This window comes from Asticcacaulis sp. (assembly GCF_047605585.1).
Classification (GTDB): domain Bacteria; phylum Pseudomonadota; class Alphaproteobacteria; order Caulobacterales; family Caulobacteraceae; genus Asticcacaulis.
In genome coordinates, this window is the sequence record NZ_JASGFK010000002.1 from 358,266 (window position 1) to 381,173 (window position 22,908).

At 60.8% G+C, this 22,908-nt stretch carries 23 protein-coding genes and 1 riboswitch; of the genes, 8 read left to right on the forward strand and 15 right to left on the reverse strand.

Annotated elements, in window-relative coordinates; genetic code table 11:
• Positions 1–37: 37 nt before the first annotated feature.
• Positions 38–973: a hypothetical protein gene (locus QM647_RS07565; protein ID WP_414994898.1), complete on the forward strand. Its 936-nt coding sequence runs from the start codon at positions 38–40 to the stop codon at positions 971–973.
• Here the strand turns inward: QM647_RS07565 and QM647_RS07570 are convergent.
• A complete protein-coding gene (locus tag QM647_RS07570) occupies positions 970–1,800 on the reverse strand; it encodes a carbonic anhydrase (protein WP_414994899.1) in 831 nt (276 codons plus the stop codon). The genes QM647_RS07565 and QM647_RS07570 overlap by 4 nt on opposite strands.
• A 58-nt stretch (positions 1,801–1,858) precedes the next feature.
• Positions 1,859–4,768, reverse strand: coding sequence for an excinuclease ABC subunit UvrA (gene uvrA, locus QM647_RS07575; protein WP_414994900.1), 2,910 nt, complete (start codon positions 4,766–4,768; stop codon positions 1,859–1,861).
• A 246-nt stretch (positions 4,769–5,014) separates the two neighbouring features.
• Here uvrA and QM647_RS07580 point away from each other — a divergent pair, with 246 nt between their 5' ends.
• A complete protein-coding gene (locus QM647_RS07580; RefSeq protein ID WP_414994901.1) occupies positions 5,015–6,097 on the forward strand; it encodes a hypothetical protein in 1,083 nt (360 codons plus the stop codon).
• A 2-nt stretch (positions 6,098–6,099) separates the two neighbouring features.
• On the opposite strand, the gene QM647_RS07585 is transcribed toward QM647_RS07580, so the two are convergent.
• The 3 genes from QM647_RS07585 to QM647_RS07595 are packed head-to-tail and all read right to left on the reverse strand — an operon-like array spanning position 6,100 to position 8,057.
• The gene (locus tag QM647_RS07585) at positions 6,100–6,540 is read right to left on the reverse strand and encodes a flagellar basal-body protein FlbY (RefSeq protein WP_414994902.1); all 441 of its coding nucleotides are present in this window, start codon (positions 6,538–6,540) and stop codon (positions 6,100–6,102) included.
• Complete coding sequence (locus tag QM647_RS07590) at positions 6,540–6,914, reverse strand: rod-binding protein (RefSeq protein ID WP_414994903.1); 375 nt, start codon at positions 6,912–6,914, stop codon at positions 6,540–6,542. Before QM647_RS07590 ends, QM647_RS07585 begins: the two co-directional genes overlap by 1 nt.
• A gap of 15 nt (positions 6,915–6,929) precedes the next feature.
• Positions 6,930–8,057: a flagellar basal body P-ring protein FlgI gene (locus QM647_RS07595; protein WP_414994904.1), complete on the reverse strand. Its 1,128-nt coding sequence runs from the start codon at positions 8,055–8,057 to the stop codon at positions 6,930–6,932.
• 287 nt (positions 8,058–8,344) lie between these two features.
• Between QM647_RS07595 and QM647_RS07600 the strand changes: the two genes are divergently transcribed.
• From QM647_RS07600 to dksA, 3 genes are all read left to right on the forward strand, one after another.
• Positions 8,345–8,770: a flagellar assembly protein FliX gene (locus tag QM647_RS07600; RefSeq protein WP_414994905.1), complete on the forward strand. Its 426-nt coding sequence runs from the start codon at positions 8,345–8,347 to the stop codon at positions 8,768–8,770.
• The gene (locus QM647_RS07605) at positions 8,770–9,366 is read left to right on the forward strand and encodes a hypothetical protein (RefSeq protein WP_414994906.1); all 597 of its coding nucleotides are present in this window, start codon (positions 8,770–8,772) and stop codon (positions 9,364–9,366) included. The genes QM647_RS07600 and QM647_RS07605 overlap by 1 nt, the downstream gene beginning before the upstream one ends.
• A 247-nt stretch (positions 9,367–9,613) precedes the next feature.
• On the forward strand, positions 9,614–10,033 hold the full coding sequence (gene dksA / locus QM647_RS07610) for an RNA polymerase-binding protein DksA (protein WP_414994907.1): 420 nt from the start codon (positions 9,614–9,616) through the stop codon (positions 10,031–10,033).
• Positions 10,034–10,068: 35 nt separating this feature from the next.
• Here the strand turns inward: dksA and QM647_RS07615 are convergent, their stop codons facing one another.
• The gene (locus tag QM647_RS07615) at positions 10,069–12,207 is read right to left on the reverse strand and encodes a putative bifunctional diguanylate cyclase/phosphodiesterase (RefSeq protein ID WP_414994908.1); all 2,139 of its coding nucleotides are present in this window, start codon (positions 12,205–12,207) and stop codon (positions 10,069–10,071) included.
• 204 nt (positions 12,208–12,411) lie between these two features.
• On the opposite strand from QM647_RS07615, the gene gltX reads away from it, so the two are divergent.
• Positions 12,412–13,752, forward strand: coding sequence for a glutamate--tRNA ligase (gene gltX / locus QM647_RS07620; RefSeq protein WP_414994909.1), 1,341 nt, complete (start codon positions 12,412–12,414; stop codon positions 13,750–13,752).
• Between the two features lie 3 nt (positions 13,753–13,755).
• Here gltX and QM647_RS07625 read toward each other — a convergent pair whose 3' ends face one another.
• Positions 13,756–14,352, reverse strand: a complete 597-nt coding sequence (locus QM647_RS07625) for a TIGR00730 family Rossman fold protein (protein ID WP_414994910.1) — start codon at positions 14,350–14,352, stop codon at positions 13,756–13,758.
• Between the two features lie 112 nt (positions 14,353–14,464).
• Between QM647_RS07625 and QM647_RS07630 the strand changes: the two genes are divergently transcribed.
• Positions 14,465–15,247, forward strand: a complete 783-nt coding sequence (locus QM647_RS07630) for a hypothetical protein (RefSeq protein ID WP_414994911.1) — start codon at positions 14,465–14,467, stop codon at positions 15,245–15,247.
• 133 nt (positions 15,248–15,380) lie between these two features.
• On the opposite strand, the gene QM647_RS07635 is transcribed toward QM647_RS07630, so the two are convergent.
• Positions 15,381–16,013 (reverse strand): 2OG-Fe(II) oxygenase, encoded by a 633-nt coding sequence (locus tag QM647_RS07635; protein ID WP_414994912.1) that lies wholly within the window; start codon positions 16,011–16,013, stop codon positions 15,381–15,383.
• 60 nt (positions 16,014–16,073) lie between these two features.
• A complete protein-coding gene (locus QM647_RS07640) occupies positions 16,074–16,814 on the reverse strand; it encodes an aspartate/glutamate racemase family protein (protein ID WP_414994913.1) in 741 nt (246 codons plus the stop codon).
• 127 nt (positions 16,815–16,941) lie between these two features.
• Between QM647_RS07640 and QM647_RS07645 the strand changes: the two genes are divergently transcribed.
• Positions 16,942–17,406, forward strand: a complete 465-nt coding sequence (locus QM647_RS07645; protein ID WP_414994914.1) for an Lrp/AsnC family transcriptional regulator — start codon at positions 16,942–16,944, stop codon at positions 17,404–17,406.
• On the opposite strand, the gene QM647_RS07650 is transcribed toward QM647_RS07645, so the two are convergent.
• The 6 genes from QM647_RS07650 to QM647_RS07675 all read right to left on the reverse strand — a co-directional run bounded on the left by QM647_RS07650 (position 17,403) and on the right by QM647_RS07675 (position 22,907).
• The gene (locus QM647_RS07650; RefSeq protein ID WP_414994915.1) at positions 17,403–17,603 is read right to left on the reverse strand and encodes a hypothetical protein; all 201 of its coding nucleotides are present in this window, start codon (positions 17,601–17,603) and stop codon (positions 17,403–17,405) included. The genes QM647_RS07645 and QM647_RS07650 overlap by 4 nt on opposite strands.
• 2 nt (positions 17,604–17,605) lie before the next feature.
• The gene (locus QM647_RS07655; RefSeq protein WP_414994916.1) at positions 17,606–17,839 is read right to left on the reverse strand and encodes a hypothetical protein; all 234 of its coding nucleotides are present in this window, start codon (positions 17,837–17,839) and stop codon (positions 17,606–17,608) included.
• Between the two features lie 115 nt (positions 17,840–17,954).
• On the reverse strand, positions 17,955–19,145 hold the full coding sequence (locus QM647_RS07660; protein WP_414994917.1) for a DUF5009 domain-containing protein: 1,191 nt from the start codon (positions 19,143–19,145) through the stop codon (positions 17,955–17,957).
• Between the two features lie 54 nt (positions 19,146–19,199).
• On the reverse strand, positions 19,200–19,964 hold the full coding sequence (locus tag QM647_RS07665) for a 3-oxoacyl-ACP reductase (RefSeq protein ID WP_414994918.1): 765 nt from the start codon (positions 19,962–19,964) through the stop codon (positions 19,200–19,202).
• Between the two features lie 45 nt (positions 19,965–20,009).
• Positions 20,010–20,105, reverse strand: a riboswitch (TPP riboswitch).
• Between the two features lie 60 nt (positions 20,106–20,165).
• Entirely contained in the window at positions 20,166–21,074 is a 909-nt protein-coding gene (locus QM647_RS07670) for a DMT family transporter (RefSeq protein WP_414994919.1), read from the reverse strand.
• 126 nt (positions 21,075–21,200) lie between these two features.
• Positions 21,201–22,907, reverse strand: a complete 1,707-nt coding sequence (locus tag QM647_RS07675) for a Na/Pi cotransporter family protein (RefSeq protein ID WP_414994920.1) — start codon at positions 22,905–22,907, stop codon at positions 21,201–21,203.
• Position 22,908: the final 1 nt, after the last annotated feature.

Sequence of the window (22,908 nt, forward strand, 5' to 3'; positions counted from 1 at the left end):
TCCGGTCCGCGCACGTGCGGGCGCATGAGACGCGTACATGAACCTGACGTTCGATTTTGCCTTCGAGGGCTTTCGCATCATCCGTGAACGGCCGAAGCTGATCGCTTTCTGGGGCGCGATTACCCTGTTCGGCTATGGCGTGATGAGCCTGATCATGGTCCATGTCGCCGGACCGCAGATCATGGCTTTCGTCAAGATGATAATCGCTCAGGCGGATACAGGTAGTGCGGGTGTGGATCAGGCGTTCATGATCAACATATCGCAACAGATCTTGCTGGCCGGATTGATGTGTCTGCCGGTTCATGTCGTCATGACCTCGGTCGTGCTCGGCGCCGTTTGCCGCGTGGCGTTCGGCGAGACGGACGACCGGTTGGGTTTTCTCGCCTTCGGCTGGCAGGAAATCCGCCTGATCGCGGTCAAGACAGCTAGTCTGGCTGTGATCGCTGCGCTTTTCCTGGGCGTGGCGCTTGTCGGCACCATGGCCGGGCTGTTGATCGGTGGGGCTAATTCACAGGCTGCTACGGGCCTGCAAACCCTTGGTGTCATCGCCGGCCTGGGCGCTGCCATATGGCTGTCCCTGCGGCTTTCACTCAATGGGCCGCACAGTTTCGACAGTCAGAGCCTGAATATCTTCGGCAGCCTTGCCATGACGAATGAGCGATTCTGGTCGCTGTTCACCGGCTATGCCACGGCTACGGCGTTGGCGATGGTTGTGCGTTTCCTGTGTGACAAGATCATCGAGGCCGTTCAGGTCCTCAGCCTGGGCCTCAGGGTCACAGGCGACATGATCATGCCGGACATGACCAGCATCGTCAGCTTCCTGACGCCGGCCTCGGTTATCGCCCTGGCGTTGACCTTTGCCGTGGTGGCTCCCTTGATGGCCGCCATTCAGCTGGGCGCGCCGGTCGCCGCCTATCGCGCGCTGAAGGGGCGCACGCCGGTCCGCAAGGTTAAGGAAGAAGCCGCTCGCTAATTGGTGCCAACCACGCGGAAGAAATCACGGGCATTGCGCGCCTGAAGCGGCCGGGCATTAGGCCCGATCAGGCGCTGGAAGGCGTCGGCCTGTTCGGCGCTGACAGTCAGGGGCGAGGCATAGACCATCCAGGTCACGGCCTCGGTGCAGGGCGGCGTGGTCAGTGAGCCGGAATAGACATAGAAATCCTGCGTGCCCGGCATCAGGTCCTGCGCATTGATCAGCAGATCGGCCAAGGGCATCGGCTGGCCCGGATCGGTGGGCAGGTAGGTCCACAGAGAGCCCAGCATCGGATCGGCGGCGCCGATATCGTACAGCACGGCCACGATCAGCGTGTGGCCTTCGGCATCGACATGGACGAACTGGCTCTCCAGAGTGGACTGGTGGCCGTTCAGCGCGTGTTCGCTGGGGCTGTGGAATTCGACATATTTCAGCGGGTACTTGTCGCCGTCCAGATCGAGTTCGCCGCCGTTGGCCGGCGTCACGCGGATCGTCTTGCCGGTATTCTGGATAGTGGCGGTCACCGAATTATAGTTCAGCAGCATGTGGGAGAGCTGCATCTTAGGCTGGCCGACAATATCGACCGGCGATTGCCGCTGGCCAGTACCGCACAGCTCAGCCCCGCCCAACTGTCCCCAGTGCATGGGGCCGGTATCGCCGTCATAGGTCCATTTGGCCACAGGCTGGCTGCCGTGCGCTTCACCATGCTCGCCTCCTTGTTCGCTTGTGGGCGTATGCTCCTCCGCCTTTTTGCCGGAACAGGCAGCGAGGGAGAGGGCCAGCAGGCTGGTCATCAGGACGAGGGAGGCACGACTCAGGCTTTTCATGCCTGCACAGTGCCGAAAAATGGTTAACGGAGGTTAAGCGCCTCGCCTGATGGGGGAACTATTCCGCCAGCTCCGGCTGGCGCTGATGATGGCGCGCCAGAATCTCCTTCAGATACTTTCCGGTCCAGCTCCGCTCATTGACCGCCACCTGCTCCGGCGTGCCGGAAGCGATGATCTCACCGCCACCATCGCCGCCTTCCGGCCCAAAATCGAGCAGCCAGTCGGCCGTCTTGATGACATCGAGATTATGCTCGATGACCACGACCGTATTGCCGTTGTCGGTCAGTTCGTGCAGCACCTCCAGCAGCTTGCGCGTATCCTCGAAATGCAGGCCGGTGGTCGGCTCGTCGAGGATATAGAGCGTTTTGCCGGTGGCGCGCTTGGACAACTCCTTGGAAAGCTTGACGCGCTGGGCCTCACCGCCGGACAGGGTGGTGGCCTGCTGGCCGATCTTGATATAGCCGAGGCCCACGCGTTTGAGGGTCTCCAGCTTATCACGGATGGATGGCACGGCCTTGAAGAGGTCCGCACCTTCTTCCACTGTCATGTCGAGTACATCGGCGATCGAATAGCCGCGGAAGACGATGTCGAGCGTCTCGCGATTGTAGCGTTTGCCCTTGCAGACATCGCAGGTGACATAGACGTCCGGCAGGAAATGCATCTCGATCTTGATCAGACCGTCGCCCGAACAGGCCTCGCAGCGGCCACCCTTGACGTTGAACGAGAAGCGGCCAGGGCCATAGCCGCGGGCTTTCGATTCCGGCAGGCCGGCGTACCAGTCGCGGATCGGACCGAAGGCGCCCGTATAGGTGGCCGGGTTGGAACGCGGTGTGCGGCCGATGGGCGACTGATCGATCTCGACGATCTTGTCGAAGAACTCCAGCCCCTCGATCTTGTCGTGCGGCGCCGGGTGCGCCGAGGCATTGTTCAGGCGCCGGGCGGCGGCCTTGTACAGGGTCTCCAGCGTGAAGGTCGACTTGCCGCCGCCGGAAACGCCGGTAATGCAGGTCATGACGCCGACCGGAATTTCGCCAGTGACGCTTTTCAGATTGTTACCGCGCGCGCCGATCACCTTCAGCATCTTCTTTTTATTGACCGGGCGGCGCTGGTTGTTGTGACCGGCGCCATAGAAGAGCGGAATTTCCTTCTTGCCGGTCAGGTACTGACCGGTGATCGACTCCGGATTGGCCTTGATATCGGCGGGCGTCCCCTGGGCGATGATCTGGCCGCCATGCACCCCGGCGGCGGGGCCCATGTCGATGACATAGTCGGCAGTCAGGATGGCATCTTCGTCGTGCTCAACCACCAGAACTGAATTGCCGAGGTCGCGCAGGCCCTTCAGGCTTTCCAGCAGGCGGTCGTTGTCGCGCTGGTGCAGGCCTATGGAGGGTTCATCGAGCACATAGAGCACGCCGGTCAGGCCGGAACCGATCTGCGAGGCCAGGCGGATACGCTGACTCTCGCCACCCGACAGCGTGCCGGAGTTGCGCGACAGGTTGAGATAATCCAGACCCACATCATTAAGAAAACGCAGCCGGTCCTTGATTTCTTTCAGAATTCGCCGAGCGATTTCCAGCTGCTTTTCCGTCAGCTTGCCTTCGATAGCATTAAACCATTCATGCGCTTTCTTGATCGACAGCCCGGAAATCTGGGCAATATCCTTCGCGTCGATCTTGACCGCCAATGCCTCGGGTTTCAGGCGCTTGCCACCGCAGGCCTCGCACGGGGTTTCCGACTGGTAGCGCGCCAGATCCTCGCGCACCCACGACGAATCGGTTTCGCGCCAGCGCCGGTCCATGTTCGGGATGACGCCTTCAAATATCTTGGTAACATCGTAGCGGCGACTGCCGTCTTCGTAGACAAACTTGATCTTGTCCCCGCCGGAACCGTTCAGGATCACATTACGGACCTCGTCGCTCAGCTTTTCCCACGGCGTATCCATCTTGAAGCCGTAGTGAACGCTCAGGGCCTGCAGGGTCTGGGCGTAAAGCGGCGAGGGGCCTTTCGACCAGGGCGCGATGGCGCCATCTGTCAGGGACAGTTTCGGATCGGCGACGATCAGGCCCTGGTCGAAGGCCAACTTGACCCCCAGGCCGTCGCAGGTCGGGCAGGCGCCATATGGATTATTGAAGGAGAAGAGACGCGGCTCGATTTCGGCAATGGTGAAACCGGAAACCGGGCAGGCGAACTTTTCCGAGAAGATGATGCGCTTCGGTTCGGTCTCGCCCTCTTCAGTATCGGCATGTTCGGCTATGGCCAGGCCGTCGGCCAGCCGCAGCGCCGTTTCCAGCGAATCCGCCAGGCGCGCCATGATGCCTGACTTCACCACCACGCGGTCGATCACCACATCGATGTCGTGCTTGAATTTCTTGTCGAGTTTCGGTGCATCTTCAATGGGATAGTATTCGCCGTTGATCTTCAGTCTCTGGAAGCCCTGGCGCTGGAGATCGGCGATTTCCTTCTTGTATTCGCCCTTGCGGCCGCGCACGAAGGGCGCCAGCAGCAGCAGTCGGGTGCCTTCCGGCAGGGCCATGATCTTGTCGACCATCTGAGAAATAGTTTGGCTTTCGATCGGCAGGCCGGTGGCCGGCGAATAGGGCACGCCGACGCGCGCCCACAACAGGCGCATATAGTCATGGATTTCGGTGACGGTACCGACCGTCGAGCGCGGATTCTTCGAGGTGGTCTTCTGCTCGATGGAAATAGCCGGGGACAGGCCCTCGATCAGATCGACATCCGGCTTTGACATCAGCTCCAGGAACTGGCGGGCATAGGCCGACAGGCTCTCGACATAGCGGCGCTGACCCTCGGCATAGATGGTATCGAAGGCTAGGGAGGACTTGCCGGAGCCGGAGAGCCCGGTCAGGACCACCAGCTCGCCGCGCGGAATATCGACATCGACGCCCTTGAGGTTATGCTCCCGCGCACCGCGAACCTTGATGAAGTCCTGATCGGGAAGCCTGGCCATACGCGCATATCCTCAAAATTTGGAACAGGGGATTATATAGAGGCTTTGCCGCGATTTGCCAGTGGGGCGCAAGAACAATTTGGCAACATTAATAATCGGGCGCGGCATTGCCCATCGAACCTTAATAGTGCGCAAGGCGCGTGACGATATCTGTCAGCATGGGTTTTTGACTTAAGCTCATAAACAGGACACAGTAACGACGGAATCTTTTGGCTACTGGGCGGGGCGAAAGAGGAATAGCAGACTATGCAGGCTGGGTTTACCCGCATCAAAGACCGTGTCGGGGACGGCGTGGAGACCTGGCTTGCCGGCATGACGGCACGGACCAGCCGCCGCTCGCGCTTGGTGGGCGCCACGGCCATGGCGCTCGTGCTGCACGTTTTGCTATTCTGGATGCTGGTGGCCACCCATCCGGAGATGTGGAACATAGACAGCCGCTTCATTGACGATTCTTACACACCGGTTGAACTGTGGCCAGAACCACCCATCCCTCAGCCGGATGTGCAGCCTGAGCCCATTCCGCAAGTTGTGCCGCGCGAGGTCCAGCCCGTCGAGACACCCAAGCCGGCCGATCAGGCCCCGCGTGAGACGCAGGAAGCGCCGCCGTCGCCTGTGGTTGCGCCTGCGCCGCAGACTGTCCCTCAGCCTGTAGTACAGCCGCAACCGGCCAAACCGATCACTGTCAATATTCCTAAGGAAAAGCCGCTGGATATCGCGGGGCCAGCCACGCTTTCTGAAACCCCGGCGCCGCCTTCGGTCAGCACGCGGGTGAAGAAGAAAACGCAGGAAGAGATTCAGGCGAAGAGCCAGGCGGCGGTGGGACAGGTCAGCGATCTGAACCTGCACGAGGTGCCGAACGTCAATATGCCGGCGCTGGAAAAGGTATCGCCCTCCGGACTGGCGCCGCCCGCCGGAGGCGGCGGACGTCTGGGCAGCCTGCAGCCGCCGGCGGGGCTGCCGAGCGGCACGGGGGTACTGAAGGGCGGGCGTGGCCAGGTCACCCAGTCGCTGCAGAATCATGACTGGTGCGTTTCCGCCCAGCAGTCGGGCAAGCCCCTGCCGCCGGATTGCCAGATGACGGACCTGGCCAGCCAGAAGAACCTTGGTCCCAAGCCGGATGCCGACTTCCAGGCGGCCGTGGCGAAAAAGGATCAGAACCTGCGCTACAAGACCTCACCGGGCAATACCGCCTACTGGAACCGCGTCGTCCATGTACCGACGGCCACCGATCAGCGCGATCAGGCACCGCAGCCGGGGGCCTATTCCAACGCCAAGGACCAGCGGGGCATGGGCAATGGCGGTGGTACGGCTGACCCGGCTAGCGAGTAGGATCAGGCCTTGCGGCCAAAATTCAGCGATTGCGGGCCGCTGTCCAGCTGGCGCCCCCGGGCACCGTAGAGGGAGGTCTGGTTGCGCCGTGTATGCAGATCTGCGGCCACAGCGCTGATCACGCCCTCGGTAATGGTCTTGGCGGCGTTGACCGCCAGGCCATATTTACGCAGGCGCTCCTCGAACTGCACCGTCGCTTCGCGCAGGGCTTTTTTATCGATGGCGCTGATCCCTGCCAGCAGGCTGGGATCAGCCTTGATACGCATGGATTCGTGACGATAGAGATTGGAAAGGCTTCGCGTTTCCTCGATGCCGGCATAGATATCCTGCGGGCGCTGGGCCAGCAGGCAGAGGGTTTCGGCTTCCAGACGTTCGCCCAGACGTATGGTGAGGGCGGTCATCTGGCGGGCGCGGTCTGTGGGACTTGTCGCGGCGAGAGGCATCAGGCGTGTCCCTGTTCCTGCATCTGCAGAAGCTGCTTTTGCATCATGTCGGAAATGCCGAGGCCGCCGCGCTGGGCCATCTGCTTGGCTATAGCGTCGACATAGAAGGAGCGCATGGCTTCTTCGCCTTCACCGCCGCCAAAGGGACCGTCGGTTTGCAGGCCTTCGAACATCGGCGACAGTAGATTGCTGAGGCACATGGTTTCAAAATCCAGGCCGAGCTTGGCATTGCTCTTGCCGGAGGTCTTGTCGGTAGCCTTGTCCGCATCGGTGCCGGAGGCCGCCTGAAGCACTGCGGCCGAGGTTTTTTTCTGCTGTGAGGTCGCCGTCTGCGTCTGGGCGGCCTGGAGCGTGAGCAGGGATGAACTGTCCATAAGCATAATCTCCGTTTACATCACCTGGATGTCGGCCTGGAGGGCGCCGGCCGCCTTGATAGACTGCAGTATAGCAATCATATCGCGCGGCGTCACGCCCAGAGCGTTGAGGCCGGCGACCAGGTCGGAAAGCGAGGAGCCGCCGCCCAGCTGAATCAGCTGCTTGCCCTTTTCCTCATCGACGCTGACCGTGCTGTTGGGGACGACTGTGGTCTGACCCTGCGAAAGCGGTGCCGGCTGGCTGACGCCCGGCTGTTCATCGACGCGGATGGTCAGATTGCCCTGGGCGATGGCGACCTTGGAAATGCGGACATTCTCGCCCATGACGATGACGCCGTTGACTTCATCGATCACCACCTTGGCCGGGGAATCGACATCGACATTCATGGCTTCGATCTGGGTGACGAAATCCATCATGCTGGTGCCGGAGGGCGGCTTGATGGCGACGATCGAGGGATTTTCAGCAATGGCCGTGCCCGGATACTGGTGGGTAATGGTATCGGCAATACGGCGGGCGGTAGCGAAATCCGGATTGTGCAAGGTCAGGCGCACCACCGGCATCGAATTGAAGTTGAAGCCGGTTTCGCGTTCGACCGTGCCGCCAGAGGCAATACGGCCGGCCGTCGGCACGCCCTTGGTGACGGAGGAGCCGGACGCGCCGCCGGCCGAGACCGAACCGGTCTGAACGGTCCCTTGCGCCACGGCATAGGCCTCGCCATCGGCGCCGAGCAGGGGGGTGACCAGAAGCGTGCCACCGAGCAGGCTCTTGGCGTCGCCCATGGCCGAGACGGTCACATCCAGGCGCGCGCCGGAAGCATAGAAGGCCGGCAGGTCGGCGGTGACCATGACGGCAGCGGCATTCTTGGTGTTGAGGCTGGCATCGCGAACATTGACGCCCATGCGCTCCATCATGGCTTCCAGGCTCTGCTTTAGCATCGGCGAGTTTCGCACTGTATCGCCGGTGCCGCTAAGCCCGACCACAATGCCGTAACCGACCAGCTGGTTGGTTCGCACGCCTTCGACATCGACAATGTCCTTGATACGCGATGCGGCCTGGGCCGTGGGGCCATACAGAATCAAACCGGTCACGGCGACGACGCCCAACGTGGAGCCCAGAGCGGTTTTCAGTTTCGACAGGAGCATGAATTTACCCGTTAACCATAACTGGCCAATAGCCTGCGAAATCCGTGCCACGAATCATGCGCTTGTTTTTTTTATATTTTTCAGCGCTTTGGGTTTTGCGCTTGCACGTGGCATCGTCAACGGGAAAATTATGCCGGGGCGTTAAGGCTTCGCTTACCCTGAGGCGGCAATAATGACCCGGTAGACCTCCTGGCAAAAGCCGGTTTTCGCCTGACAGAGGCGAAAAGGCGGAAATACCGCGCGGCATTTCTATATATTATGTGTGGGTATCCAGACAGGCCAGTGCAATGACGTTCAGAATCAATTCGGTTACCGGCGCACCGATCAGCGGGGCGTCCAGCGGGGCAAAAAAGGCGGGCAGCGACTTTTCGCTATCCGGCAAGGACAGCGCGGGCAAATCCGCGGCCACCGCACAGACGTCTGCCGCCTTCGGCATGATGGGCATAGATGCCCTGATGGCCTTGCAAGGCGAGGAAGATGTGCTGACCGGCCGCCGCCGTCGCCAGATCAAGCGCTCGCATGATATTCTCGATGCTCTGGATGACCTGAAGGTCAGTGTACTTTCGGGCGAGATCGACGATGAGGCTCTGATCCGTCTGCAAGCGATGATCGCCCTGCAGAAGGAAGAGATCGAGGATGACCGCCTGCAGGGGGTGCTCAACGAGATCGAGACTCGCGCCTGTGTCGAACTGGCCAAGCGCCGCCTGATGTAATGCGCGATACCTTGTTTGTCCTGGCCCTGAAGCAGGAGACCAGGGGACTGCTGGAGCCGCTGGGCGCGGATATCCTCTATACAGGTATTGGCAAGGTCAATGCCGCCCATGTCCTGACCCGTGAACTGACCCTGCGCCGCCATCAGGGGCGCCTGCCGGCGCGCGTGGTCAATCTCGGCACCGCCGGCAGCCGTTCTTTCCGCACTGGTGAGCTGGTCGCCTGCCATCGCTTCGTACAGCGTGACATGGATGTGACCCCGCTTGGTTTTGCCCTGGGCGAGACCCCTTACGAATCCACACCGGTCATTCTGGAGACGGGTATCGTTTTTCCCGACCTGACGTCGGGCCTGTGCGGCAGTGGTGACAGTTTCGTAACCGGTGACCTGGCCATGTCGTGCGAGGTACTGGACATGGAAGCCTATGCCCTCGCCAAGGTTTGCCTGGGGGAGGCGATACCGTTTGCCGCCGTCAAATATATCACCGATGGTGCCGATGCGGATGCCGCCGAACACTGGCCGGAACGTCTGCGTCACGCGGCGGAAGCTTTTGCCGGATTTGTCCGCGACCGATTTCCGAACGCATCCCCAAATGTGTGACGCACTTCTGGGATCCGGATGTGCGTCAGATAAAACGCATAAATCGCCTGTCGGGTTTGCCGTGCAACGTAAAATCGCTTCACAGCTTCATAATACCCCTTTATAAGCCGCCGCAGCGCAGCCAAACCGGCGGGAAGGGCGGCGTCTGGTATCGTTTTTGCTGTTAGAGGTTCGCGATGTCCAGCCTTAAGACATCGGGACCACGCGCCTAACAATAGGGCGTCGATCAATAGGGGTGTCAAAGCACATGTCTGCTGCGCAAGTTTCAGAACAATATCGTCCGACAGAAGACGAAGAATATATGAATACCCGCCAACTGGCCTATTTCCGTTCCAAGCTACTGAACTGGAAAGATGAAATTCTGAAAGGCGCCAAGGAAACCGTCAATGTGATGCAGAAGGAGACGGAGAATCATCCGGATCTGGTGGATCGGGCGTCTTCCGAATCCGACCGTGCCCTCGAACTGCGCACCCGTGACCGCCAGCGCAAGCTGATCAGCAAGATCGACGAGGCCCTGTCACGCATCGACGATGGTTCTTACGGCTTCTGTGAGGAAACCGGCGAGCCGATCGGCCTGGGGCGCCTGGAAGCGCGTCCGACAGCGACGCTCTCGATCGAGGCCCAGGAACGCCACGAGCGTTCCGAACGTGTCCACCGGGACGACTGAGATTAAAAAAGGCGCCGGATCAACCGGCGCCTTTTTCATGTCCCGTACTTCCGCTCCGGCTTGGCGTAGGCTGTGATTTCCGGCGCCGGACGGCCGATCAGGTAGCCTTGCGCCTGACCGCAGTTGAGTTCGCGCAATGCCGTCATCTGGGCCTCGGTCTCGACCCCTTCCGCCGTGATAAGCACTCCCAGTGACCGCGCCATATCGGTGATGGCGCGCACGATCGACAGGGCATTGGTGTCGTTCGGCAGGTCGCGGATGAAGGATTGGTCGATCTTGATCTTGTCGAATGGGAAGGTGCGCAGGTAGCTCAAGGACGAATAGCCGGTGCCGAAATCGTCCATGGCGATGCGGACGCCCAAGGCGCGGATGGCGTTCAGTATGGCGAGGTTATGGGTCTCGTCCTTCAGGATGACGCTCTCGGTGATTTCCAGTTCGAGACGCGCCGGCGCTAACCCGGACGTTTTTAGCGCTTTTTTCACCAGATTTACCAACGACTTGTGGCGGAACTGCAAGGGAGAAATGTTGACCGCCACGCGCCAGGCCTGCGGCCAGCGGGCCGCCGTCCGGGTGGCTTCCATCAGTACCCATTCGCCGATCCGGCCGATCAGGCCACAGTCTTCGGCCACGGGAATGAATTCACCCGGGGAGATGAACCCGCGGGTCGGATGTATCCAGCGCAGCAGGGCTTCGAAGGAGACGACCTCGCCGGTTTCCATGTCGAGCAGCGGCTGGAAATAAAGCTGGAACTGATTTTCCGACAGGGCAGCCTTCAGGTCCACCTCCATCTCGATACGGCTCTGCAGTTGGGCATCCATTTCCGGCTGGTAGAAGCACCAGCTGTTGCGGCCTTCCGCCTTGACGCGATACATGGCCAGGTCGGCGCGCGACAGCAGGTTATTGGCGTCCATGCCATCGGTCGGTGCCAGGGCAATGCCGATGCTGGTCCCGACATCGAGCGCAATGTCATTGACCAGGATCGGCTGTTTCAGGGCATCGACAATGCGCGCCGCCAGGTGACGGGCGTCATCGGCGCTGTCGATATGCTGGATGATGGCGAACTCATCACCGCCCATACGGGCGATCACGTCGCTCTTGCGCACACAGCCGCGCAGGCGTTCGGCGACCTCGACCAGCAACTGGTCGCCGGTCATGTGGCCGTAGGAGTCGTTGATCGCCTTGAAGCGGTCGAGATCGAGACAGAGCAGGGCGATCTGTCCGTCCAGGCGCTGGACGCGGCTCAGGGCGGCATCCATTTCGCGCGTGAACAGGGCGCGGTTGGCCAGGCCGGTGAGGGGGTCGTAGTGCGCCAGATGGGCGATACGCGCCTCGGCCTGCTTCTGGTCGGTCAGGTCGGTACCGAGTGTCAGGATGCAGTCGGCCTCGCCGGATGGCGTGCGCAGGACCGTCTTCTTGAGCTGGATGATGCGTTTGCGGCCCTGGGAATCGGTGACATGCTCTTCCTTGAGCATGATGGCGTCCTGACTCTGCAGGGCCATTTGGTCATAGGTATTGTAAAGCGCCGCGCGCTCGGCCGTCATGAAGTCGCCGCTGGCATGGCCGACAACGGCGTCATGCGTGACGCCCAGCATGTCCTCGCCGACGCTGTTGAGCAGGATGACTTTCTGGTCGCCGGCATTCTTGACCAGCACCATGGCCGGAATATTCTGGATGACCATGTTGAGGAAGGTCTGGTGACGCTGCGATTCGGCGCCCAGCCGGACTAGATCGCCGGTCATTTCCTGCTGGCGTGTCAGGGAGTGCTGCAGGTCGGCGCTGATCGCCTTGAGGATCGACAGGGAGGTGCCAACGCCGGCATAGCGGCCGTCGCGCGTGACGATAAAGCCGCGCATCAGTTCCGAAGGGCGTTCGCTCAGGGTGGTTCGGGTAAAGTCGCGCAGGGGCGTGGCGGACTCGACGACGAGGGGCGCCGGGTCCATCAGGCTGGTGACCGGCTTGCGGCCATAAAGCGCGCGGCCGTATTCGGCGGCCATGGTCAGGTTGAAAGCGTGCCGCTCGATCAGGCCCAGCACTTCTCCGGCCTCATTGGCGACGGCCACGACCATCAGGTCGGATTCGTCGCGAAACATTTCGTAGAGGGTTGAATTATCGCACTGGGGACGAACCGGATCGATCCGGTCCATGATATCGGAAATGCACAGCAGTTTTTGCACGAGAATGCCTGACGCTACCTGACGCGATTTCTGCGTCACGGCGGCAGGGATAGGCGCAAGTCCTTAACCGGCGCTTGATGTCATAAAAGATTGACGGGACTGTCACGGTGCCTAAGCGCCATTTACCGTGTTTCGTATCAAAGCCTTTTCAAATCGGGCGCGGAGGGGTAAGGGAAGGCTCCTTTTTACCAACGAGACCCGATCATGACCGTCAAGGTTCGCTTTGCTCCTTCACCCACCGGCCGCATCCACGCCGGCAATGTGCGTGCCGCTGTCCAGAACTGGCTGTTCGCGCAGAAGCACCAGGGTGTGTTCGTGTTGCGGATCGATGATACCGATATCGAGCGTTCCACCAAAGAGAACGAAGACCTGATCGAGACCGACCTGACCTGGCTCGGGCTCGAATGGGGCGAGCGCTACAATCAGTCGAAGCGTTTCGACATTTACCAGAAGTGCGCCGATGCCCTGAAGGCCGATGGCCGCCTCTACGCCTGTTATGAAACGGCCGATGAACTGGACCGCCGCCGCAAGGTACAGCTGTCGCGCGGTCTGCCGCCGGTCTATGACCGCGCCGCGCTCAAGCTGACCGATGACGAGAAGGCCGCCTATGAGGCCGAAGGACGCCGACCGCACTGGCGCTTCAAGCTCGATGGCAAGCGCGTGACCTGGGAAGATCTGGTGCGCGGCCACTGCGAAGTCGATACAACCTCGATGTCCGATCCGGTGTTGATACGCGAGGACGGCGCCTTCCTCTACACCCTGCCATCGGTGGTGGACGATATCGACATGAAGATCACCCACGTCATCCGCGGGGAGGATCACGTCGCTAACACCGGGACGCAGCTGGAAATCTTCGAGGCCCTTTCCGCCTTCTTCGGCGGTTCGCCACTGCCGGTCTTCGCTCATATGCCGCTGCTGGTCGGCGCCGATGGCGAGGGGCTTTCCAAGCGCCTCGGTTCGATGTCGATTTCGCAGATGCGCGACGACGGCCTGGAGCCGCTGGCCATCACCTCGCACCTCGCCCGCATCGGCACCTCCGATGCGCTGGAGGCCGCGCCGTCCCTGCTGGCCTTGGTGGAAGGCCAGGACTTCGGCAAGATGGGCCGTGCCCCGGCGCGCTATGATTTCGACGATCTGATGCGTCTCAATGCCCAGGTTTTGCAGGCCATGTCCTATGCCGAGGCGAAGCCGCGACTCGAAGCCGTGAACGCCGATCTGGGGGAGCTGTTCTGGGATACGGTGAAGATGAACCTGCACAAGTTCGCCGAGGTGACGGACTGGGCCCGGATCGTCGGTGGTGACATCACGCCTAAGATCGAGGATGCAGCCTTTGCCTCTAAGGCCCTGGAACTGCTGCCGGCGGACTATGGCCGTGACAGCTGGTCTCAGTGGTCGGGCGCGATCAAGGAAGCCACGGGCGCCAAAGGCAAGGCCCTCTTCATGCCGCTGCGCCAGGCCCTGACCGGCATGGACCACGGTCCGGACATGGGGGCTTTGAGCTTCCTGATCGGCCGCGAAAAAATCGCCAAGCGTCTGCAGGGCTAAGGCTCAGACCACCCGGCGTGTATCGATATCCACATTGTACGCGCCGGCGCGGGCGATCGCCGGCAGGACCTCTTCGACCGAATTGACGCTGAGATAGGTGTCGAGGAAGGCCGATGGCGTAAAGCCTTCAGATTCGGTATGACGGATGAGGGAGAAAAACGGCTCCCAGTAGTCGTTGATGTTCAGGAAGATCACTGGCTTCTTGTGCAGGTCCAGTCGACGCCAGGACATCAGTTCGATGGCTTCTTCCAACGTACCGACGCCGCCGGGCACCACGACGAAAGCGTCAGCCTCTTCGAACATCATCATCTTGCGTTCGTGCATGTTGTCGACGATGCGGGTTTCGACCTCGCCGAAGACGCTTTCACGCGACTGCAGGAATTTCGGCATGATGCCGAGCACCTGGCCGCCGGCTTCATGGACGGCGCGCGCCGTTTCGCCCATCAGGCCAACCCCGCCGCCGCCATAGACCAGACGCATGCCGGCCCCGGCTAGAATCTGACCCAGATCGTGCGCCGCTTGCCGGTAAAGGGGATTTCCGCCGAAGGAGGAGCCGCAATAGACGCAGACGGAACGGATTTCAGGTTTGGCGGAAGACATGGGTAATAGGTCTCTGAGGTTTGGCGATTCGGATTGTCATCCGAATAAAAGCGAATGGCAATTGCTGTTGAAGGGCTGTTCGTATGGGCGGAAAACGGATACTGATGTCAATATGTTCCTGAATGATGTCAAAAAATTCGCGTATGTCTTCGGGTTTTCGAGCCTGGCCCTGCTGGCCGGCTGTAAGGAGAAACCCAAGGCGACCGATGCGGTCAGCGCCATGGAGGCGGCTGGCTACTGGCGGGCGCCAGAGATCACGGCGGTGACCCAGGCTGATTCCAGCTTGTTCGTTGTCCTGGGCCAGACCATTCCCAATGCGCGGGTCCGTTTTGGCTATGGCGGGCAGCGCGCTGTCGGCGTCACTTCGGATTCCAAGGGGAATTTCCGCGCCGAACTGCCGACCGGCCCGGATGGCGGGCTTTACGATCTCTCCACCGAGGATAATGGCCGCTCCATGCATGCTGATGGCCGCCTGTTCATTCCCGGTGGTGCGCCGGAAAAGGCGGTGCTGATGCGCTCCGGTGCGCCCAGTCTGGCGCTGTTCAATGACGATCAGGAAGTGGCGGTGATCGACTATGACCGCGCCGGCGCCCTGGCCATCGCCGGTCGCGTGGCGCCCTCGACGGCAGTGGAAATCATGCTCAATGGCGAGATACGGGCGCGGACGATCAGCGACGATCGCGGTTTCTATTCGGCCACCACCCAGATCGACCCGCCGGGCGACGCGGAAACCAGCAACAGTCTGTCGGTTTCAGCTGGCGGCAAGGAAAAGCCGCTGACTTTTAGCGATTCCCGCCCAAAGGCCGAGGGCGATCACATTACGCGCTTTGGCGAGAGCTGGCGTGTCGATTGGTCCCTGCCAGGTGGCGGAATGCAAACAACGCTTGTCTTTTAAAGCCTGGCTTTAAAAGACAAGCGTTGTTTGCATTCTATCCGGAAGACACCTCGCAAAGGCTCAGGCGGGTAGTCGCCCTTGCCTCCAGTCGATAAATGACTGTCGGATTTCAGGCTTTCCTGCCTAAACCGCCTTACATCATTTCGTCTTGCTTGGTCTTCGAGAACATCTTCTTGAGGAATTCGGTGATGCCGTGGCGCTTGGCCTTGCGCGCCACCGCGTCTTCGCTGACCAGCCAGGCGATCTGGACGACGCGGCGCTCACCCTCGAACGGCGTATGGCCGTGCCAGCTGTTATCGAGACGCGGGAAGGCGATGAAGTGGCCGTAGCCGGGGTTGACTTCCTGGGTGCCGGGGCCGTCCTGATCCGGGCCTTCGAGGAAGCGCAGGTTGCCGCCGCTGCTGCCTTCGGGATTGAGATAGATCAGGGCCGAGGCCAGCTTGTCGGCGCCATCGGTATGCGGGCGGCCGTCCTTCAGCGCCGACCATTTGCGCACCGTCACCCAGGTCGGCTTGCCAGCCAGATCGACGCCGAGCTTCTCACCGATCGCCTTGGCGAAGGCCGGACCGCGCACCTCTGCCAGTAGGGTCTTGAACGACGGGCCCATCTGAAAATCTTCGGGACGCATGAAGCCGGTCTTGTCGATCTGCGGGAAATCGCGGGCGATATCGCCTTCCAGTTCCGGCGGCATGATGTCGGCGCCGATCAGGTTACGGAAGGGATAATCGGAGGCCGGGGTGGCGGCAATGGACTCATAACGCAGCATGGCAGATACCTTGAAATTTCAGGCTCGCTTATAGCACGTCCAAAAACGCAGCGGCAAGGTTCAGATATAGGCCCCGGCCATGACGAATTGCCGCGCCGGCCATAAAGGCTTTTCTGTAAGCGCGAATTCGACCGCGGCCTGCGCATGGATATGAGTCGAGTCGAAACAGGGCAGGGGCAGGCAGCTGGCATCGACGCTCAGGCCCAGTTCGGTACAGCCGAGTATGACGCAGTCCGCACCCATGTCCGCGCCGCGTCGGGTCATGTCGATCAGGGCCTGACGCGCGCGCGGGCTGACCACGCCCTGGCACAGTTCGTCAAAAATGGCATTGTGGCAGATCAGGCGGTCATCCGCTTCGGGGACGATCACGTCGAGACCGTGGCGGCGCATGTGTTCGGCATAGAAGCCGTGCTCCATGGTGTAACGCGTGGCCAAAAGCAGTGGCCGGCGGTGACCGGCCGCCTTGATCGTCTTGCCCGTTTCGCCAATGATGTGGATCAGCGGCACATCGCAGCTGGCGGCCACCTGTTCGGCGACCAGGTGCATGGTGTTGGTGCAGATCAGGATGCAGTCAGCGCCCGCAACCTCAAGTCCTTGCGCGGCATCGCCCAGCAAACATGCGGCCTCGTCCCAGCGGTCGGCCTTCTGCAGGGCGACAATGGTCTGGAAATCGAGCGAGCGCATCAGGATATCGGCTGAGGCGAGGCCGCCCAGCGCCTGGCGGATACCTTCATTGATAAGCTTGTAGTAGGTCGCGGTGCTCTCCCAGCTCATGCCGCCCAGCAAACCGATCTTGCGCATACATATCTCCTTTAATACTGGATCAGCATATGTCGGCTTGAGGGAAAATGGCGCGCGTTCTTTGGATAAATTTAGGCCCTATGCGCTTAAATATTGCGTATTTATGTGAAAATGTGCAAAATGTGTCATGCTTGATGATCGTGACCGCAAACTGCTGGCCCTGCTGCAAAAGGATTCGGATACGCCGCTGGCCGAGCTGTCGGAGCGGTTGAACCTTTCGGCTTCCGCCTGTTCGCGGCGGATCAGCCGGCTGCGGGAAGAGGGCTATATCACGCGCAATGTGGCGGTGGCCGACCGCCGGCGCTTAAGGCTCGGCACGACGGTTTTCGTGGTGGTCAAGACGGCGCATCATACGGCCGACTGGCTGGAACGCTTTCGAGCCGGCGTGGCGGATATTCCGGAAATTGTCGAGGTGCACCGTCTGGCAGGCAATCTCGACTATATCATCAAGATCGTGGTGACCGATATCGCGCACTATGATGCTATCTACAAGCGACTGGTCAGCCGCATCGATCTGTTTGACGTCTCGGCCTATATCTCGATGGAAACCCTGAAGGATGAGCGCGCCATCCCTCCCGATTATGCGATTTAAGCTGCCGCCTTTTCAGGCGTGGCATCGGTTACCGGCAATTTGTCTTCGTCCGGCACGTAATTGACTTCAACGGCATCGGCCTTTGCCGCTTCCTCGGCCTTTGCGTGCGACCAGGCGGCCGCCGACAATATGGCCAGTAATACGAGGGCGAAAAAGCCGGTCAGGACCAGAGGGGTGAGACTGCGTGAAGACAGCATGATCAGGCCTCCACCAGGCTGAGCGGGCGCTCGGCCACGGTCTGGTGGCTGATCTCGATGGCGCCGCCCGGCAAGGCCGCCTTGGCCTCGAAGGCGTGGCCGATATAGAGCACGAAGCCCGAAACGATCAGCATCAGGGACAGAAAAGCCACCAGGCTTTCAAAGATAACCCACTCACGTCCGTCGCTGGGACGGACTTCCTTGTAGGGGGGAATATAGACAGCACTCCGGGCCATGGCGGGCCTCCCTCTGAAACAACGATTTCAGGGTGCGCGTTTGCGGGTAAGAAAAATATTGGCCACGCGATGGGCGATTATAAAAACCGCCTGAGTCCCAGTCCTTATCGGGTATTTACAGTTTCAGGCGGAGACCCGCACGCCGCAGAGCGGCAGTCACCCAGACGCAGGCCAGGGCAAAAATCAGCGACTTGATCAGACCGAGGCCGCCGGTCAGCCAGGGATCGGGCAGTTCCAGGCCGGTGGCATCGATCAGGCCATAGAGAAACAGTGGCACCAGGTAGCACAGCAGGGTATCGGTGCCCGCTGGCCGGATGACCGCAAACCAGCGGGCTTTTCCAGCGAGGTCGGTGACGGTATAGATGGCCATAAAGACCAGCAGGGTCAGGGCACTGCACAGGAATAGCCAGGCCGGAGTGGCGGCAAGTTTCGATATCCCCCAGTAGGGCCGGGTCCAGACGGCCAGGCCGATCAGGCAGAGGGCGATGACCGCAAGGATCGTCAGCAAGCGCGCTTTCCGGTCGCGGTTCTGGAATATCTGGAACAGCCGGGCGGTCACCACGCCACCCAGGGTAAGCGCAGTCATGGTACCGTCGATGATCGGCTCGGGAAGGAGGTGCAGGGGAGCCGGCACCAGTTTTGCCGCATACAGCAGGCTTAAGGCGCTGAAAGCGGCCCACGCCATGACGAGCATCGTCAGACGGCCCTTCGCGGCAATCACGACCAGCGCCGATACAAGATAGGCCCAGCCGATCAGGCCAAGAATGCCCCACCATTGCGGGGTAAAAGAGGTTAGATGTCCGGCTTCTCCGCCGCGATAGATAAAAGCCAGAACAAGCAAAGTCAGGACGCCCAGGCCTTTCATGGCATGGCGCACCCAGGTTGGCAGGCGTGAAGGGTAACTGTTCCACACCAGAATGAAGGCGGTGGCGCACAGAACATCCCACAGGCTGCCGCTGAAACCGGTGGCCTTTGGGTTGATCGTCTCGCCATTGACCAGGAAGACGCCCATGACCAGCAGGGCGACGGCGCGCAGGATCGCATGGCCGGCCAGCTGCCGGTCGCTGTCACCTTTGGCCCGCCGGTGATCGATGGCGAAGGGCAGGGACATGCCGACGATGAAGAGGAAGGCTGGAAAAACCGTATCGGCCAGTCCCAGCCCGTCGACGCCGCGTGGCACATGCTCAAGCCAGCCGGGAATGCCGGTCAGCGACCACAGGTCATTGACGAAGATCATCAGCACCATGGTCATGGCGCGTAATATATCTATGGCGTCAACGCGGGCGGAAGGAGTGGCATCAGACATGCGCCGATTATGGCCGCCGAAATGTCGCCTCAGCAAGATTTATATTGGCTGGCTTTAGCCGAAAACGAGCCCGCCATCGACGATCAGGTTCTGCCCGGTGACAGAGCGCGCCCAGGGGCTGGCGAAGAACAGGACCGCATCGGCCGCTTCCTCGGGCGTCGTGACACTACGCAGCGGGGTATTGGCGGCGATCAGGTCGAAAATGGCATCCGGCGTGCCCGCGCTGGCATCGGTGGTGCGCAGCAACCCGCCCGAAACCATGTTGACCGTGATGCCGTCCGGCCCCAGTTCGGCGGCGGCCGTGCGCGTGAAGGCCATCAGGGCCGCCTTGGCCGCGGTATAGTCGTGATAGGGGACGACGGGGTTCTGCACCAGATTGGTGCCGATGGTGACGATGCGGCCAAAGCGGGCGGCCTTCATGGCCGGACGCACGGCCCGGATCACGTTGAGGGCGCCGCCCACGGCGGTTTCCGTTTGGGCCTGAAGATGATCCCAGGCGAGCGTGTCGAGAGTTTCCCGGCCATCGCCATTGAAGCTGTAATCGGCCAGGGCATTATGGACGAGGGTGGTCGGCGCGCCGAACTCGATCTCGATATCCTTTACCATGCGGGCAATTTCGGACGGCTGGCGCACATCGGCCTGAAAAGCCCGGGCATGACTGCCCAGGCTGGCCGCCAGCGCCTCGGCGGCTTCCTTGCTTTTGCGGTAATTGATCGCGACTTTCGCGCCTTCGCGGGCAAAGGCCCTGGCAATGGCCGCGCCGAGGCCGCGGCCCGCGCCGGTGACCAGAACGACTTGTTGATTGAGGGGGAGGCTCATCGCATAACTCCATCTGTTTGTGACGGAGGAAAAGGCTTGGGTACGGCATGACCGAAACCGACTCCCTCCGCCGGCATGATCCGGTTCAGGTTCAAAGGGTACTTCTCAGCCTGCGTGACGCAGACGCCCCTGTCAGGGTGAAGCACTAGCAGACTATGAAGCCGTGTGCGCGGTATTTTTATGTGAAGGCAGCAGGGCGGCCTAGCTGGCCCGGCGGTCCTGCGTTCTGAGCAGGGGATAGAATTCAACGAGCACGATCGCCACAAAGATCAGGCCGCAGCCCAGCCAGTTGATCATGCCCAAGCGTTCATGCAGCAACAAAGCCCCGCCAAGCGCGGCAAACAGGGCTTCGGCCGACATGATGATGGCGGCATCGGAGGCCGGCGTGTGCTGCTGAGCCAGGGCCTGAAGGGTAAAACCTATGCCGCCGGAAATCACGCCGGCATAAAGTAGCGGGATGGCGTTTTCGAACAGGCTGGAAAGGGTAATGCCTTCAAAACCGGCACCCAGCCCGATCCCAAGGATGACACAGGTCAGGTGCTGGGTCATGCACAGCAGGGCGGGCCTCTGAACGCGCCGGGCCAGGATGCCCATCAGATTGATCTGCAAGGCAAAACAGACGGCGCACAGAAGCTCAAGCGTATCTCCGGCCGATAGCGGGGTCAGTCCGCCGCCATTGAGCAGGAAGGCGCCGACCAGAGCCAGCGCGCAGGCTGGCCACACGATGAAAGACTGGGCGTGCCGAAAGGGCAGCAAGGCGATGACGGGCGTGAAGACGACATAAAGCGTCGTCAGAAAACCGGCATTGGTGACGCTCGTCATGCGGATACCGGCCTGCTGGAGGTAGACCCCGGCAAAAAAGCTCAGGGCCATGCTGGCCATCAGCCAGCGATCGGTGGGGGTAATGCGCGGTCTGACAGCCGGACTTTTCAGCTCGAAATAAAGAAGCGGCGCTATGGTCAGTGCCGACAGGATCGACCGGATGCCCAGGAAACCGAGCGGTCCAATCCCGGTCATGCCGGTCTTCTGGGCAACAAAGGCCAGGCCCCAGATCGCGGCGGTCAAAAGAAGGAGCAGGTCCGCCTGCAGGCGTGTGGGGCGAAAGGTCATGCGAAACTGATGATAAGCGGCTGGAGGCCTCTCTTGCCCCGGATATCACCGAAATGGCAACAGTCTCTTGGTTATCGCCCAAAGCTTATCCGGAAGCGCGCATGAATGATCGCAGTGGAAACGACTTCAAGTATTCGCTCTCTTTGAACGGGGCAGGGAGACCAGGGTCATTGAGGGAATGCCCGAACCGGCGGTCAGCTTGTTGTTTTGTTTCGTTTTGCCGTCCTTGCTGCGCATGATGGCAACTGCGATTGACACCAGATGATCATTGATCTGCCGAAGGTCGTGCAAGGTATCGATTTCCAACGCACTGGTCTCTATACCATCCACCGAGCCTTCACGCAGGCGATCCAGGTGAATCTGCGACGCCCTGGCCTCGAGCCGATCCATGGTGTGCTTTTCCTCGAAAAGCCGTTTCATGGCGCGTTTTTCTCCGGTCATGAAAACCGTCGAGGTCAGGCTTACGTTGGATGTCACGTGCTGGAAAATCGGCGCCAGGTCTGCCAGGGTTTCGCTGGACAACACCTGCTGCCGCTTCAGGAGCTTTCCAACCCGACCCGCGAGATTGTTGCTGATGATGTCACCGACCTGTTCAAATGTCATGGCCGCATAGACCACCTGATCCAATCGCCGCCGGTCTGTATCGCTGAGTGCGTTGGCGGGAATGGAGGTGAGGTAGATCTTGATGCTGCGGTTCAGTGCATCGAGCACATCGTCCGTATGCCGGATGCCCGCGATCTGATCTTGCCCCTGGGTGTGAAAGGCCGTTGAAACCTCAACCAGCATGTTCTGGGCAATATCTGACATCCGCATGACTTCACGTGAGGCGGCGGCAATGGCCAGACTCGGAGTCGCCGTCAGATGATCCTCAAGATAGAGGGGGGCCGCGGCATCCACGCCCACCGTTTCCGGTAGCCACTGCTCAAGCCGTTTGGCAATAAAGCCGAGAAACGGCAGGAAAAGCAGGGCGGTCAATAGATTGAAGAGCAGATGAAACAGAGCGGGGGCCTGGTTGGCGCTGGCCGTGAGCGCCGGCTGGCTGGCGGCCAGGCCCAGCAATGGAAAAGCGGCGACACCCCCTATCAGGCGGTTGATCAGGTTGCCGATCGGCAGGCGCAGGGCGGCCGGATTCTTCCTGGTCATCATATTCAGAACGGGATTGATGGCGCTGCCCAGATTGGCCCCCAATACCATCGCGAAACCGGAGGGCAGGGGCAGAAGGCCTTCCAGCGTGAAGGACATGATCAGCAGCACGACCGCAATGCTGGAGTGCATGGTCCAGGCGAGCAGGGCGCCCAGTCCGACACAAAGGACCGGATCGGCGGTCATCACCATCAACAAGGTTTTGAAATTATCCGCCTTTGAAGCTTCAGACAGGAGCCCGGTCATATGGCTGAGGGCAAAGAGCATCAGGCCCAGGCCGATCACCGCCCTGGCAATGTCTTTCTGTCGGTCCGTGCGGCCGAATTTGCTCAGCATGACGCCGGCCAGAACCAGTATCGGTATCAAAGCGGTTATGTTGAAGGACAACAGCAGGACGATCAGGGTGGTGCCCACATTGGCTCCCAGCATGATGCCGAGGCCGGTGACGAGATCGATCAGGCCGCTGGCCGTGAAGCCTGCCGCAATCAGACCTGTCGCTGTGCTGCTCTGCAACAGCGTCGTGGTGCCAAGACCGGCGGCAAATGCCGTCAGCCTGTGCTTCAGGCTGTGGCGGAGTATCTTGCGGATGGCTGCGCCATAGGCGTCCATGACGCCACCCTGCACGAGGTGAAGCCCCCAAAGCAGCAGCGCAACGAAACCGGCTAAGTCCAGAAGTCCCAGAAATTCCATG